This window comes from Microcystis aeruginosa FD4 (genome assembly GCF_009792235.1).
Lineage (GTDB): Bacteria > Cyanobacteriota > Cyanobacteriia > Cyanobacteriales > Microcystaceae > Microcystis > Microcystis viridis.
Window position 1 is genome coordinate 2,868,548 of sequence record NZ_CP046973.1, and the last position, 15,114, is coordinate 2,883,661.

Sequence of the window (15,114 nt, forward strand, 5' to 3'; positions counted from 1 at the left end):
AATGATTTCACTTAGCTACAAGCATAAGCTTTAGTTGTTGATTAATCTCTAAGTTATAACTTATTGTAATTATTGACCGAGAAAAAGTGCTGTTTTTCCATTTCAGACATAAAAAAGCCCAAAAAACCTGCCGAAGCAGGGTGGAAAGATTGATAACTAAAAAAGTAATAGCAATGGCTGTTTCCGATGTTGAGGGAAGTTTTGCCATCACGCGATTGAGGCTAAATCTTCTTTTAGCTTGTCCAAATTTCCCTTCAATAGCATTAAGAATTCTTTCATCTTCAAGAGCTTGTTTTTTCTTTTCTTTACTAATATTTGCTGGCGGTCTTCCTAAAGGAGGTCCACTCATTCTAATACCTCTTTCTCGACAATAGGCTCGATTCTCCCGTGTCCGATAAATTTTGTCTACATGAACTGATTCAGGATAAAAGCCCGTATAACGCTTAAATTCTGCTATTTGTTCTTTCAAGTCCCCAGATTCATTGAAATTATCCCAACTTAGACGGTCTAAAAATACATAGCCATTGTAACAGCTTGCTGACAGTTTAGCGCCGAATTCCACTGGTTTTCCAGCTTTTCCTCTGACAATAGGACGTACATGAGGTTGGGTTAAACTGACGATTCTGTTCTCAATACTCTGTTTTCTATTTGACCACATCCATAACTGTTGACGGTAAACTTCCGTCACGACTAGCATCATTTTATACTGCCTTTTACTCAGCCAAGAAAGTGAGGCTCCGACCGCCATTAACTGCTCAATATGAGCTAAGTTTCTTTTGATATATTGGAGTTGTTTTTTAATAGCTTTTCTCCGTTGTTTTTGAGATGGACTGCGTCTTTTGGCCACTTCTAAGTAGGCTTTCCTCGCTTTTTCTCGGTAAGTTTTCGGTTTTTTCGGGAATTTGTCTTTGATGGGTTCGTAGAGGGAGTCGATAATTTCTTCGGTTTGTTCTCTGGCTTGATTTAATATTCCTAAGTCATTGGGATACCTAATGTCAGCCGGCGCACAGGTGGCATCTACAATTAATTTTCCTTGATTTTTTGGCTCATTTTTTTCTTCTCCCTTTTCTTCTTTTTCGGGCTTTTTTTCTCCCCGGTGAAAGCCGGTTAATCCTCCCTGGTTGATGACCATTTTTTTGTTGACTTGGTTGACTAAATTAGACCCGATTCTTTCTCGAAAATAGACTAACATTGAGGCTTCAAAGGGAGCTTCATTGCTGTAAGCCGATAGCCCTAAAAAGTATTGTAGATAAGGGTTCTCTCTAATTTGTTCGACGGTTTCCCTATCACTTGTTCCCAACTTCTCTTTAATGATTAATGCTCCTAATGCCATCCGAAAGGTTTTGGCTGGTGCACCCATTTCTTCTGAGAAGTTTTGGGCATATTCTTCTTCAAATTCTGACCAAGGAATTAGATTGGCCATGATAACCCAACGATTGTCTGGGGATAATTTCCCCTGCGAGGGAAACTCGAAGTTTTCTGGTGAGGTTGGGGGTAGCTCGACTCTGCGGTACATTTGTACTAGCCAAGGAAAGTGCAAGGGTTTGAAGCGATTAAGCGCGGATTCAGGGGCACCTGAGCGACTCTCAATCAAGCTAAAAGCCTTTTCCGATAAAGGTTACAGCTTCTTTCAGCAGACCCTAATTATACAGAAACTTTCCGAATAACCAGAGTAAGGATATGCCGAAAGTTTCCGCATATCACCCCGTTTTGTGCATTCCTGACAATCAGCCGAAATAACATCAGCTTTTCCCAAGGTTGCAGCACCAAAAATAGACCATTTAACTGATTATTATTCATTCTTATAGTTACTAATTCTGTCCGCAAATATTGCATCTAGAATTAGCTTTGTACGCTTTGACCCGTACTGGGTTAACTACGAACCTCTCTATCGGATTCCCGCTAAAGGCGGCCTCTCCGACTACCTTTCTTCCAATATTTAAGGAACCATTAATATCTGCTCCATAGAAATAACCCGACGAGCTTCTGAATAGTCCTCTTTTAATTCTCTTGCCTAAATAGCTTTTTTGCTTTTGAATAGACTCTAAGTCCAAGAAACTACATTTAGAGGTATAGCTTTCATTAGTTGTTTTGACCTCTATTCCTACTAAATTTGCTTTATAGGTAAGTTGTTCGATAAACCTTGAATGAGGAATATTTACGAATGACTGGTTATTTCTATCTCCAATATTAAGGTTTTGTTGACCGCCTTGATTATGACCAATAACTAAAAGGTTAATTTGATGAGCTAGTAATTGATCAATAATATATTTACTAGCGGTGTGGAGGTAATAATCCACCTGGCAATTACGCTTTAAAGTTAAACCTTGTATTCTTTTACTGGTCTTCTGTAGACTGGGTAATTCCGATTTGAGTTTAGCTAGTGTCTTGTTGTACTTTTGATTGCAGGATTTTAAGGCTTTTCCACATACTAAAGTTGGCGGAAATTCGGGAATATTAGAGGTAACAGCAGCTAGGTTATTTAAGCCTAAATCGATAAAAGCATATCTTTCTCCCTCTTGACTTGATGAGGAGGGTTGTTCATAGACAATCTCTAAACAATAAGCACCCAATTTAGGAATAATCCTGACCTCTAAGACTTCCTTTAAATTAGTTTTAAATTCTAAATTAGTCCCTGATAGCTTGATTAAACCTTGCTTCAACGCTTTTTGAGAAATGGCTTGATAGTTATAAGTTAAAACGTTTCTACCTTTTTCCTTGTCTTTGTATCTTGGCAACTTAGGCTCTCCTGTAAATTTATCTGGCGATTTTTTGTATTGTTCTTTCGCTTTTTGGTAGGATTTAAAGGTTTTTTCTACTTGCTTTAATACTAACTGACTTACTTTGGCGGGTAAGGCTTGATAATCTGGACTCATTTTTAAGGCATGATGTAACTCAGTCATTGTTAAAAATGGTTGATGTGAAAAGAAAACTTGACGGTTTAAATAAACAGCACAATTATACAGATTCTTCGATAAAAATCCTAATTTATCAATTACTGAATAATTTTTGTGATTAAATTTAATTAGATGTTTTTGAACTAATTTCATCATTCTCCTCAAGGCATTTAATTAAACATTCTGTCTTTCTATTTCGTCGTCTTAATGAGTATAATCGAGCGCAAAATGAGGTAATTATGCTCACGAAGTCTTGCCTTAAATCGTCTTTTCTTTCTTCTGCTAGATTAACGACCTCTAGCTCTCTATTTGTTTGAGTTAAAAAAACTTTCAGATAATTAAACCCTACTCTGCTTAAACGATCTTTATGTTCTACGACAATCAAATTATAATCAGTTTGTTCTAGAAGTTTTAATAATAGCTTTCGATGCTCATTGACTCCACTTCCTACTTCTTTAACTACTCGAACAATTTGATAGCCTTTCGCCCTACAATAAGCTTCCAATCTTTTTGCCTGAGTCTCTAAGTTAGATTTATTTTCTGAACTAGAAACTCGCGCATAAATAGCTACTTTATTTTCACCGCAAGAACGGTCATCTTCAAAAATAATAATTGTTCCTGTAGGAAGACGTTCTCCTTGTAACTGCCCTCGATTCCACATTCTCCAAGCAGTGTCATAACTGATCCCTTTCTTCTTAGCATAATCTGATAGTTTCATGTGAACTGCAATGTAAACTTGTACTAACCATAGTAGCAGTTGTTTGCAGTCATTTGCATATATTTTTTTACAAAACTTTACAATACCATTTTTCTTTATTCGCGTCACAACGAATGCAGGCTTGGCAAGCATTCGAGCGTGGATGTCTGTCATGGATTTAGAAATTTGGTATTAATTCTCCTGACTACTGACTACTCGCTAATGACTCCCAACCCTAACAACAATTTTTGATTTTTACGGTTCTTCGGTTTGTCTTATGCAAAGGACAGGATTACAAGAGATGAAACCCTTATAGAGAAAGATATTTGGCGATTTTTGTCAATTATTTTTGATCTAGAGCTAACTAATCAATTAAATCTCTTGCCAAATAAGGATTTAGTCGATTTATGCCCCCCTATCGAACCATACCAAGTAACGAAGAGCCATTTTTACAAGAGGTCTAAAGTACCAAACAGCCCTAATGTGATTTTCCATTTTTTTAGAACCAACCGAGAAATCCGTTGACGAACGGTATTATTTAATCTTTCAATAGGATTAGTTTGACCAGTTTCTTGACCGACCGCTCGATGACGTTGACTCGAAATTACTGTCTTATATGACTCCCAACAGTTGGAGACCACGGCCATGGATGACTTAATTAATGATCCCTCCCCTTCTCCCCAAGAAATAGAAATGACGCGGACTCCCCCTTGGGGAACGGTGACGGTATTGGAGGAAGGTCCCCGGTATCGCATCAATCGCATTGTCATTAAACCCGGTCATCACATGAGTACCCAAATGCACTACCATCGCAGTGAACACTGGATTGTCGTCTCCGGTACAGCGCGGGTAATCTGTGATGAAAAAGAAACTCTCCTCAAACAAAAAGAATCTACCTATGTTCCCATGAATACCCGTCATCGGGTGGAAAACCCCGGTTCTATTCCTTTGGTGATGATCGAGGTGCAAAATGGCGAATATTTAGGCGATGATGATATTCACCGTTTTGATGATCGAGAATAGGACAGTTTTCTCCCCTATATACTTTAGTTGTTTGCCAAAATCTCGATCGTGGATGAAAAAATTATCCTGGTGACAGGGGCTGCCCGTTCTGGGAAAAGTGAATGGGCCGAATATTTAGCCAAAATCAGCCAAAAACCCGTTATTTATATCGCCACCTCCTCGGTGGATGAAAAAGATCAAGAATGGTGCGATCGCATTGAAAGACACCGGCAGCGACGTTCCCCCCAATGGCAAACCCAAGAAATTCCCCGACAATTAAGCGAAACTATTGATAATAGCCCATTTTCTCACTGTTTATTGATCGATTCCCTCGGTACTTGGGTAGCCAATTGTTTAGAAATGTCGGCAGCCGAATGGTTAGAAATCCGCGATCGATTCTTGCATTCCCTCAAAAATGCGGCGGTTGATGTTATTCTGGTAGCGGAAGAAACTGGTTGGGGTGTGGTTCCCGCTTATCCCCTCGGTCGTCTGTTTCGCGATCGTTTAGGCGATCTCTGTCGTAGAATTGGCACAATAGCAGACGCGGTTTATCTAGTTACCGGCGGCCATGCTCTTAATTTAAGTCAATTGGGTCAGTCTTTGTCGATAATTGGGCAGTAGAGAAGATGAGCAACGATTATCGCCGAGAAATCGAGAAAAATGCCACCGATCAGGGGGTATGGCAAGATGCAACCACTTTTTTTGTCACTGCTAGTAAAAGTTAGAAAAAGATCATGAGTCAAGTTAAAACCATCTCCGGACGAGCTTTACCCTTGCGAGGCAACGATATTGACACCGATCGCATTATTCCGGCTCGTTTTTTGCGTTGTATCACCTTTGAAGGTTTAGGAGAACAAGTGTTCGCCGATGATCGAGCCGCTCTACAGGGAAGTCATCCTTTCGATCTACCCCAGTACCAAGGAGCGAAAATTTTGGTAGTTAATGGTAATTTTGGTTGTGGCTCTTCTCGGGAACACGCACCGCAAGCGATTTTACGTTGGGGAATTCAAGCAATTATCGGGGAAAGTTTCGCCGAAATATTTTTTGGCAATTGTATCGCTAATGGGGTTCCCTGTGTCACTGCTGAGGCTAAAACCATCGCGCATTTACAGGATTTAATTGCAGCTAATCCCGAAATTCCCGTCGATCTTTCTTTGAGGACTATGACGGTGGAATGGGGGGATTTTGTCGCTACCGTCTCTATGAATGAAGGTTCCCGACAGATGTTAATAGAAGGGGGTTGGGATACCTGCGGACAGCTTTTACAAAATCTCGATCTAATTCAATCTACCGCACAAAAGTTACCCTATTTAAGTTTCGTTTAGAGAAACAATCTAGGCTGAGGGTGCGTTAGTAACAGATTAACGTACCCCGGCAGGGATTTTGTTTGAGATGCAGCAGCTGTAAATATTAAAAAATCTGCCCTATGACTAATCCTGATCATAATCTCCAAAATATCCAAGAACCGATTTTAAATGCTCCCGAAGATGTGCGAAAAATCATCGATCGCGTTTTAAAATTGGAGAGAGATAAGTTATACCAGCGCAATCCTCGCAATATCAATGATGATGTTTTAACAATTATTAAAGAAGTAATTCAATGATTAGCTATCAGTTATCAGTTATCGGTTCACTGTTTACTGTTTACTGTTCACTGAAAAAACTTCCCCATCATCCCCTCTATATAAATATGAAACTACTATCAATAAAGTTATGTAATTTTCGACAATTTTATGGTAAGACTCCTGAGATACATTTAGCGGCAAGTTCTCGCAATACAACGGTAATTTATGGCAATAATGGGGCAGGAAAAACAACCATTTTAAATGCTTGTACTTGGGTGCTTTATGAAAAATTTACAGCAGCTTTTGCCGAACCAGAGTTATTAGTTAATAAACGGGCAATTACAGAAGTAACCACGGGAACCTCCATAGAATGTTCCGCAGAAGTGAACTTTGAACATGAAAATAAACGCTATCAGGTAAAACGAAAATTTTTCGCCTACCAAGATGTAAATAGTAAAATTCAATACGGTCAAAATAGTTTATATATGCTCTACGCTGGTGATGATGGCAATTGGTACGCACCCCATCAACCCCCGGAGGATATTATTAATCAAATTTTACCCGAAAGTTTACACCGTTATTTCTTTTTTGACGGGGAATATATCGATCATCAATTTCGCAGTAGTAGCCAAGGTAAAATCGCAGAAGATACAAAGGAATTATTGGGAGTTAAAGTATTAGATCGAGCGATCGAGCATTTAAAAAAAGCTAGAAAATCTTTACAAGATGAGCTTAAAGATTTAGGGGAATCGGATTTAAAAAAGTTATTAAAACAGGAAAGTAAAATTGAGCAGGATTTAGAGAAGTTAACCCAGCGTCAGCAGGATATTATTACCCAGTTATCCCAGCAAGAAGAATTAAAAAAAGCCGTGACTAATCGCTTATTAGAGTTAAGTGGTGCCGAAGAATTAAAACAGTTAAAAGAAAAATTAGAACAACAGGAAAGAAATCTGCGGCAAGATTTAGTCAGAACTAAGGATAAGTTAAAGAAATTAATTTCCCAGCAAGCTTATCAAGTCTTTTTAAAAGAAATTAATCAAAATTTTCAGCAATTAATCGATCGCCTACGACAACAAGGGGAATTACCCAGTGGGATTAAAAAGCAATTTGTCCAACAACTATTAGAGCGGAAAAAATGTATTTGTGGCCAGGAATTACAGGAGAATAGCCAAGCTTATTTACAGGTACAAAATTGGATGAATAAAGCAGGGATGGCCGATGTGGAAGAAGCAGCTATTCGCTTATCTTCCACAGTCAAAGAAATGGATAAAAAAGTCTTAGATTTTTGGCAAGAAGTGGATAATTATCAAGCTAATATTCACCAATGGCGCTTAGAATTATCTTTAGTAGAATCAGAATTAGATGAAGTGCGGGATAAATTTCGCCATTATCCCGATGAAGATATTAAAAATCTGCAATCTCGCTTAGATGCGATCGAGGATTCCCTAAAAGATTTACGCTTGGAACAGGGCAGCAATAAAAATCAACTAGATATCTATGAAAAAGAGTTAGAATACCTGCAAAAACAGGTACAAAAACAGCAACAAAAAGAGGAAAAATATAATTTAGGACAACGACGTATTTTAGCGACTCAAGAGGCAATTAATCGCATTAGTGAGGTAAGACAGAGATTAGAAAATCAGTTTCGTTTGTCCTTAGAAAAACGGGTACAGGAAATCTTTAGCTCAATTTCTTTTACTCCCTATATTCCCCGTATTAGTCCCGATTACGAGGTAAGATTATTAGAAAATACCACAGGATTTGCCATTCCCGTGGCAGCTTCCACTGGAGAAAATCAGATTCTCAGTTTATCTTTTATCGGGGGAATTATCGATCGAGTGCGCGAAGGTCGTCAGAAAAATACTTTGATGGGAATTGATAGCAGCACTTTTCCTCTGGTGATGGATTCCCCTTTTGGTAGTCTCGATCATATCTATCGTCGGCAAGTGGCGATCGCTATTCCTAAATTAGCCAATCAGTTAATTGTTTTAGTGACAAAAACTCAATGGAGAGGAGAAGTAGAAACCGAGATTTCTCCCTATATTGGCAAAGAATATGTGTTAGTTTATAATTCTCCGAAAGCGGATTGTCAAGAGGATTTAATTAATCTTCATGGTGTTGATTATTCTCTGGTGAAACGCAGTCCTAATAATTTTGAATATACGGAAATTATCGAAGTTAATCGATTCTAAATTTTAACTTCTAATAAAACGATCGATTGCTGTGTTCATTACCCCAACACGACTGGATAATTCCACAAGTTCCGTGGTGACAATATTATAATCCCCTAAATATTTCTGGAGATTAGTTCCCTCCTGTTGATTGCCAATTTCCACTAACCTTTCCTCTCGCAATTCTTGCAAATGATCGAGGACTTCTTCTAAAGTGTCTTCCAGGGGAGGTAAGGGAAGAGGAGGATTATTTGCTTGCAAAGCTTCGGTTAATTGTGTCAAAGCTTGGGTTATTTGTTGCGTGAACAGACTGAGATTAGGATGGGGAGGACTACCGCGATATTGTTCCAATTCCGTCAATAAAACTGTCACCCCGCGACCAAAACGGGGAATATAATTACTTAAAGTGATTGCTGGTTCCATTTGTGGAAAAGGTGTGCTAGGATCATCAATTAATCTTTGTAGGGCTGTTTGCATAGTTGTATTTGCTCGTCGAGCTTTATTGCGATGGGAAGATAAACTTGCAGTTTGATAGGATGATTCTCCTAAATAAACTGCCATAACTGACTGAAAATATATTTGATTAGCTTCTAATGCTTTAATGGCAGCGAGAGAAAAACGTTCATCTTCATTAACCCGTAAAAAACCGAAGGAAAGTACAAAAGCTAAAGCACTACCGATTAAAGTATAAACTATTCTGATATACTCTAAATTAATCCCGTCATTGCTGGTATCGAGACGACTGATAATTAAAGCAAAAATTGTGATAAAAAATACGGCTAAACTATAGTGAAATCGCACCAAAGTTAAAGCGATCGCTATAGAAATAACCCCAATAATTTCTAACCAGAGCGGATTATCTATAATTCGCAACAATGCCAAAACAAAAAACGAGCCTAAAATCGTGCCAAACACCCGATTAAAAAAGCGTTGAAAAGTCAAGCTAAAATCTGGTTTTAACACAATAACTAAGGTTAAACCAATCCAAAAACTATGGGTAATTCCTAGCTTATGGTAAATCAAGACTCCTAGCGCACTTCCCAAACCCAAGCGTAAACCATGACGAAATAGGGGCGATTCTAGATTAAAATTAGATTTTAATGGTTCCCACCAAGCTTTTTCTTGACCGTACTCTTTTTCTATTCCTTCAAAGTTCCGCTGCCGGGGATTTTTTTTATCTGAAAAGTCCTCGCTTTGCCGCAAATGTTGCGCTGTTTCACTGGCTATTTTTAGCTGTTTAAATAATTTTTTTAAACGATTATTTAATTGCGAAATTGCCACATAACTGCTATAATCATCCCCAGCATTTTCTAAAACTTTAGCTTGCAGGTTTTTTTGTTGCTCGATCGCCTTGAGTAATAGCTGCAAGCGCTCACAATCGGGTTCTTTATTTCTACCCAAAATTAACCAGGCAATATTTTCGCTAATTTCCGCCACTTGCACGAGAATATCTTCTAATAAAATACCCACCGTCGTCAGTTGTGGCAAGGGATGAAGATGAAGCAATTCTCGCAGCGCGATTAAGCTGGTATTAATGCGATCGCTATCTTCGATCAAGACGATTAACAATTCCCGCAGCTCACTTTTTCCCCAACGTCCCCGACGCGTCAAGGTGACAGTTTTCCTAGAACGTAGCAACAGCTGGCGGATTTTGTCAAAATATGGCTCCTCATTAGCATTAGAACGAGAGTGTAAAGGCAAAGAGCGGAGATAGGTGGCGATACCCTGAAAATTTTCCGCCGTTACCTGACGTAAAGGCTGATTAGGGCGAAAAGGCCAGATAAACAGGGCTAAAAAAATTGTCCATCCCCCTCCCAACACAGCGATTCCGGCCCGTTGTAAAGCGACGACCATATCTCCCGATGGCAAAGAAACAGCAAAAAGCAGCAATAAACTGATTACTACCCCAGCTAACGCCCCATTTTCCCCGTAAACCGTCAAATAACCCGCTAGAAACAAACCGCAAAAAACTATCCCTACGGTCAATCCTAACCAAGCACTGGCTAATGTGCCGATAATCAAAGCTAGAGCCATCCCGATAGTCGTAGCGACTAGGGTTTTCGCTCTCAGGCAGTAAAGTCCCCCCACATCGGCTAAAATCAAGATTTGAGCCGCTAAACCGACCATTAAACCCAATTCTGACCGAGCTAAAATATCACCGATAATAATCGGTACCGCGATCGCTAATAAAGTCCGAATCCCCCGCTCGATCTCGATATCGCCACTAGGACGCAATAAAAAACCAAATCGCTGAAGTAGCATATAGCACTTATCTTAAATGGTGAGGTATGAGGTTTTCGTTTTCGGGAGTCAGCATTCTCCCAGTCACCTGATTAGGGAAAGATTTCTCTCCTGACTCCTAACTCCTTAATTCTGCTCTATTAGGGCAGCCAACGGGGTTTAAAACCAGCGTTGAGTTCTTGAGGTAAAATTTTCGGGGTGCTATTGGGACTGAATTGATCAGGGAGTGGTAATAACCAAAGACGACCATCGGCAATGCTCGACCCCTCCCCGGTGACTAGATCATTTCTGACTCCAAAGGGTGTGGTTACTAACTGATCAAATAATAAGGCCACGCCATCGGGAGACATACTCATCTGCACGTCACGATAATTAGGTAAGGCCAGCAGGGGCATCATTTTAGCCGTTTTTAGCTCAATAATCGCTAAAAAAGGTTCTTCTTTCACTTTGCCATCGCTGCCCATGACCAGATCGCTTTTCAGACAGTAAAGGGTTTTTTCTTGTCGCGGTTCAAATTCACAGCTAATAATCGGATTAGCTGTTCTTAATAGTAGTCTTGACTCTCCCTGATCGTTGAGCAAAAATAGCGATCGCTGATTATCTGGTTCTGATTTCACCATTAATTTTTGGCGACCATCCCGGGAAAAAGCGAGTATTTTCTCGTAGGTAGGCAAAAATTGCGGTTTTCCCGCTTGGACATCCAAAGGAATCACCGCTACCCCTCCCGTTTGACTGACAACCGCTTTTTTCCCGTCGGGAGATAGTAAAAAATTATCCCCTTGTATTCCTAACGGTCGCGATTGTCCATCATCGCTGATTACCCATAAACTGGCATCCCCCGGATTCCCATGATTAATTCTCTGCACAATTAGGGTTTTGCCGTTATCTGAGAGATTAAAGCGAAGATTTTGATAGGTTTTTGCGTCTAAAAACCTTTCTATACGACCACTGGGCAAATTTTGACCATGTTCGTCATGATTTAACCCCGTGGTAATTGTGTAAAGTTGCTGTTTTGGGGTATCTCGTCCTAAGTCAGAGCGATCGAAGGCCGAGAATAAAATTCTCTCCCCCGTCGGATAGATTTGAAAATCCGTGACCACCAAATCCGCAGGGGTAAGGATGGTTTTTTTCAGTTCTGTGACGTTATTTGCCCCCTGAATGATATTACAGACGATTAAACGGCCTCTTTCCTCTTGGTTGACTCCAATATAGGCAAAAGCTCGATCGTGGCTGTAAAATTCGCCGATCAAGTCCTCACCTTGGGCAATGGGTAACTTTACTTGATATTTTTTGCCGTAGATGGGCAATTCCGTCAAAGTATAGGTCAAGCGATCGCCAGCCCAGCTAATTTTACTCCGCAAGGGAGGATTGATCACCAAGCTGGTTTCCACGTCTGAACGGTCAATCGGTCGATTAAAACTTAAAGTAAAATAATTGTCCCTAACGCCGATTTTTCGCCCTTGCCAGCTAAAATTCTCCCCTCGGGTAGGAACTTGATTTCCCTGGATCAAAATCGACGATATCGCGGCAATTAAAGCCAAAATACTCGCTAACACTAAGCGATCGAACCAAGCTAATCTTTTCATTAGTTATCAGTTATAAGTTATCAGTAGTCGGTCGTCAGGAGATTGCTTTTATTTATTCTCCCATCTCCCCCCTCTACAATAATTACTCGCAACCAGAAACACCTTGGGTGCCTATCATACTTTGGGCTTTTTGTCAAAAAAACTTTTTTTTTGCAATAAAACTACATAAAAAAAAGATCATCGTTGTGGGTGAAATTGACTGATTTACCCGTTTTAATTAGGATCACCTTCTAGGTTTGACAAGGGTTTCAACCATTGCTGACCAAAAAAGCACAGAATAACCCATTGTGAAATTCTATCAAATCGCTGTAACCAGCATAACATCGTTGTTAAATAATAATCTTTCTCAATTAATTCTTAAGAATTTATAAATATTGCGGAATGTTAATTTAAATATTCTCAAGTTTTTACGGTCAATAAATAATTTTTACTTATCTTTGTCGGAAAATAGAACTCCTGCAAAAATCCCACATCTACCATTGGGTTAGGAGTGAGGAGTCAGGAGATAGGAGGTAGGAGGTAGGAGATTATTTTATTTATTCTCCCCACACCCTACTTCCCCACTTTCTTATCAGCTTTAGTAATGATTGTCATCGGTTTTTTCAATCGAATAAATAAAAACGCCCCCAAAAAGGAAGCGTTTTTTAACTTATCATGAGGACTTAGCAAAATGTGTGCAGAGTTAGAACGCGGATGTTGGATGGGGATCCAGCATCTGTTTATTTTTAACCATCGATCGCCGGTCCCGTCAAGGCCATGGGAATAGCATCACCGGAAGCTAAATCGAGGGGGAAGTTATGAGCGTTGCGTTCGTGCATCACTTCAAAACCAATGTTAGCGCGGTTGATCACATCCGCCCAAGTTGCGGTCTCGCGTAGCGAGCGCGTTGCGACCGCACGTCCCTGGGAATCAATAATCGACTGATTAAAGTTGAAACCGTTGAGATTAAAAGCCATGGTTGAGATACCCATAGCGGTGAACCAGATCCCCACTACCGGCCAAGCTCCGAGGAAGAAGTGTAGGCTGCGGCTATTGTTAAAGGAAGCGTATTGGAAGATTAAGCGTCCAAAGTAACCGTGAGCGGCGACAATATTGTAGGTTTCTTCTTCTTGACCGAATTTGTAACCGTAGTTTTGTGATTCCGATTCGGAAGTTTCCCGGACGAGGGAGGAAGTCACCAAGGAACCGTGCATAGCTGAGAAGAGAGAACCACCGAAGACACCCGCAACACCCAACATATGGAAGGGGTGCATGAGGATATTATGTTCTGCTTGGAACACGATCATAAAGTTGAAGGTTCCAGAGATTCCCAAAGGCATCCCATCGGAGAAAGAACCCTGGCCGATCGGATAGATTAGAAAAACAGCAGTGGCAGCCGATACAGGGGCCGAATAAGCAACACAGATCCAGGGACGCATTCCTAAACGGTAGCTCAGTTCCCACTGACGACCCATCCAGCAGAAAATGCCGATGAGGAAGTGGAAAACCACTAATTGGTAGGGACCACCGTTATACAGCCATTCGTCTAAACTGGCCGCTTCCCAGATGGGTATAGAAGTGCAAACCGATACCATTGGAGGAAGGGACTACGGCACCAGAAATGATGTTATTACCGTAGAGTAAGGATCCAGAAACCGGCTCGCGAATACCGTCGATATCCACGGGAGGAGCGGCAATAAAGGCGATAATATAGCAGATGGTTGCGGTTAAGATCGTCGGGATCAGGATGACACCGAACCAACCTATATAGAGACGGTTATTAGTGCTGGTGATCCACTGACAAAACCGCTCCCAAGCGGAGAGATTGTCTTGAGTTCTGATGGTGGTGGACATAAAATAACTCAGCCATTTAATTGGGTATATATGTAGCAAAGATTAGTTTGCATTATATGTTCAAGTATATTTACAGCCACCGCGATTGTGTCCCTTTTTTGGGTTTATTTATTTCAAAATTTATCTCTTTATTTGTATATTTTTAAACTTGTATAAAATTGATTTAATTTTTGTAAAAAGTAGTTGACAAAATCCGATCAAGATCAAGGATTACCCTATCCTTAAGGTTGACAAAATATGGTAAGGTGGACTGAGTAATAAAACTTATCACTAAAATCAGTGACAAGTGCCAAATTCACCAGACAAGGCTAAATATAACTATGTCCAAACGGTTTAAATTCGACTCCTCCGAGATGATTTATCTCACCGATAAACTGATGAATGCGGCCAGCAATCGTTACTCCATCGTCGTGCAAGTCGCTAGACGGGCCAAACGCGTCCGCTACGATACCGTAGAAAATATCGACGACCCGATGATTAAACCCGTCCAACGGGCCCTGATGGAAATGACCGACGAATTAACCGAACCGGAATTATTACGCGATTAATCCCCTAAAATTGCCAGGGAACCCCACCCTTATCTTTCATCGGGGTTGATACCCAGTGATCTTAGTCTTGCCGCTAGTCGTTGGGCTTTTTGTTCCGCTTCCTCTTTGGCTAAACGTTCTTGCTGGGCGAGCAAACCTGCTTGAGCGGCGCTCGCTTCCGCTTCCTCTTTCGCTAGACGTTCTTGCTGGGCGAGCAAACGTTCTTGCTGGGCGAGCAAACCTGCTTGAGCGGCGCTCGCCGCCGCTGCCCTCGCCCTTTCCTCTGCGGTTAAATAGCGATTTCCCGATTGATCATACCAATACAGCCATTCTCGCACCCAAGCGATATGTTCTCCCTGTTCATATCCCAACGCTAACCCGATTTCTGGCAACCATACCCGATTATTTTCCGGCTCTAAAAGCTCGTATTTCCCCGCTATAAGCTTATAAACCTCTAATCTCTCTCTATTTTTAAACCTTCCCCTTCTACTCGTGTTTTACCATTTTAGCAGACAACCCCGCAAGGAGCTCGCGATTATGCGAGCAGTATCCAAAATCGGAGAAGCTGGTAGGTTGACATCCTCACCGCCGTAAAC

At 40.6% G+C, this 15,114-nt stretch carries 11 protein-coding genes and 3 pseudogenes; 6 read left to right on the forward strand and 8 right to left on the reverse strand.

The genetic code is table 11. The annotated features are described in order from the left end of the window. Positions 1-7: 7 nt before the first annotated feature. The 4 genes and pseudogenes from GQR42_RS14550 to GQR42_RS30030 form a co-directional block, all read right to left on the reverse strand. Positions 8-1,516, reverse strand: a complete 1,509-nt coding sequence (locus GQR42_RS14550) for an IS5 family transposase (protein ID WP_158200493.1) — start codon at positions 1,514-1,516, stop codon at positions 8-10. Between the two features lie 295 nt (positions 1,517-1,811). Next, positions 1,812-3,050, reverse strand: a complete 1,239-nt coding sequence (locus GQR42_RS14555) for an RNA-guided endonuclease InsQ/TnpB family protein (RefSeq protein ID WP_158202461.1) — start codon at positions 3,048-3,050, stop codon at positions 1,812-1,814. Next, the gene (locus GQR42_RS14560; protein ID WP_158202484.1) at positions 3,022-3,615 is read right to left on the reverse strand and encodes an IS607 family transposase; all 594 of its coding nucleotides are present in this window, start codon (positions 3,613-3,615) and stop codon (positions 3,022-3,024) included. The genes GQR42_RS14555 and GQR42_RS14560 overlap by 29 nt, the downstream gene beginning before the upstream one ends. 384 nt (positions 3,616-3,999) lie before the next feature. Continuing rightward, positions 4,000-4,220 (reverse strand): annotated as a pseudogene (locus tag GQR42_RS30030) (hypothetical protein); the annotation flags it as partial. A gap of 19 nt (positions 4,221-4,239) precedes the next feature. On the opposite strand from GQR42_RS30030, the gene GQR42_RS14570 reads away from it, so the two are divergent. The 5 genes from GQR42_RS14570 (at position 4,240) to GQR42_RS14590 (ending at position 8,352) form a co-directional block, all read left to right on the forward strand. Next, positions 4,240-4,617, forward strand: coding sequence for a phosphomannose isomerase type II C-terminal cupin domain (locus GQR42_RS14570; protein WP_158200494.1), 378 nt, complete (start codon positions 4,240-4,242; stop codon positions 4,615-4,617). A gap of 48 nt (positions 4,618-4,665) precedes the next feature. Further along, the gene (gene cobU, locus GQR42_RS14575; RefSeq protein WP_158202485.1) at positions 4,666-5,217 is read left to right on the forward strand and encodes a bifunctional adenosylcobinamide kinase/adenosylcobinamide-phosphate guanylyltransferase; all 552 of its coding nucleotides are present in this window, start codon (positions 4,666-4,668) and stop codon (positions 5,215-5,217) included. A gap of 113 nt (positions 5,218-5,330) precedes the next feature. Further along, positions 5,331-5,921, forward strand: coding sequence for a 3-isopropylmalate dehydratase small subunit (leuD, locus tag GQR42_RS14585; protein WP_158200495.1), 591 nt, complete (start codon positions 5,331-5,333; stop codon positions 5,919-5,921). 101 nt (positions 5,922-6,022) lie between these two features. Further along, positions 6,023-6,199, forward strand: a complete 177-nt coding sequence (locus GQR42_RS27820; protein WP_199273191.1) for a hypothetical protein — start codon at positions 6,023-6,025, stop codon at positions 6,197-6,199. Positions 6,200-6,285: 86 nt separating this feature from the next. Continuing rightward, the gene (locus tag GQR42_RS14590; protein WP_158202486.1) at positions 6,286-8,352 is read left to right on the forward strand and encodes an AAA family ATPase; all 2,067 of its coding nucleotides are present in this window, start codon (positions 6,286-6,288) and stop codon (positions 8,350-8,352) included. 3 nt (positions 8,353-8,355) lie between these two features. Here GQR42_RS14590 and GQR42_RS14595 read toward each other — a convergent pair whose 3' ends face one another. From GQR42_RS14595 to psbA, 3 genes and pseudogenes are all read right to left on the reverse strand, one after another. Then, the gene (locus tag GQR42_RS14595) at positions 8,356-10,593 is read right to left on the reverse strand and encodes an FUSC family protein (protein WP_158200496.1); all 2,238 of its coding nucleotides are present in this window, start codon (positions 10,591-10,593) and stop codon (positions 8,356-8,358) included. A gap of 119 nt (positions 10,594-10,712) precedes the next feature. Further along, positions 10,713-12,158 carry an Ig-like domain-containing protein gene (locus tag GQR42_RS14600; protein ID WP_158200497.1) on the reverse strand — a complete coding sequence of 482 codons (1,446 nt, stop codon included), beginning with the start codon at positions 12,156-12,158 and terminating at the stop codon, positions 10,713-10,715. A 725-nt stretch (positions 12,159-12,883) separates the two neighbouring features. Then, positions 12,884-13,991, reverse strand: a pseudogene (psbA, locus tag GQR42_RS14605) (photosystem II q(b) protein). A gap of 320 nt (positions 13,992-14,311) precedes the next feature. On the opposite strand from psbA, the gene GQR42_RS14610 reads away from it, so the two are divergent. Further along, positions 14,312-14,539, forward strand: coding sequence for a DNA-directed RNA polymerase subunit omega (locus tag GQR42_RS14610; protein WP_002761217.1), 228 nt, complete (start codon positions 14,312-14,314; stop codon positions 14,537-14,539). 29 nt (positions 14,540-14,568) lie between these two features. Here GQR42_RS14610 and GQR42_RS14615 read toward each other — a convergent pair. Continuing rightward, positions 14,569-15,012: pseudogene (locus GQR42_RS14615) on the reverse strand (Uma2 family endonuclease); the annotation flags it as partial. Positions 15,013-15,114 lie beyond the last annotated feature (102 nt).

Bases quoted from the DNA above. Each gene is read 5' to 3' on its own strand.
- GQR42_RS14550 (WP_158200493.1), bottom strand. From the start codon at position 1,516: ATGTACCGCAGAGTCGAGCTACCCCCAACCTCACCAGAAAACTTCGAG.
- GQR42_RS14555 (WP_158202461.1), bottom strand. From the start codon at position 3,050: ATGAAATTAGTTCAAAAACATCTAATTAAATTTAATCACAAAAATTAT.
- GQR42_RS14560 (WP_158202484.1), bottom strand. From the start codon at position 3,615: ATGAAACTATCAGATTATGCTAAGAAGAAAGGGATCAGTTATGACACT.
- GQR42_RS14570 (WP_158200494.1), top strand. From the start codon at position 4,240: ATGGATGACTTAATTAATGATCCCTCCCCTTCTCCCCAAGAAATAGAA.
- leuD (WP_158200495.1), top strand. From the start codon at position 5,331: ATGAGTCAAGTTAAAACCATCTCCGGACGAGCTTTACCCTTGCGAGGC.
- GQR42_RS27820 (WP_199273191.1), top strand. From the start codon at position 6,023: ATGACTAATCCTGATCATAATCTCCAAAATATCCAAGAACCGATTTTA.
- GQR42_RS14590 (WP_158202486.1), top strand. From the start codon at position 6,286: ATGAAACTACTATCAATAAAGTTATGTAATTTTCGACAATTTTATGGT.
- GQR42_RS14595 (WP_158200496.1), bottom strand. From the start codon at position 10,593: ATGCTACTTCAGCGATTTGGTTTTTTATTGCGTCCTAGTGGCGATATC.
- GQR42_RS14600 (WP_158200497.1), bottom strand. From the start codon at position 12,158: ATGAAAAGATTAGCTTGGTTCGATCGCTTAGTGTTAGCGAGTATTTTG.
- GQR42_RS14610 (WP_002761217.1), top strand. From the start codon at position 14,312: ATGTCCAAACGGTTTAAATTCGACTCCTCCGAGATGATTTATCTCACC.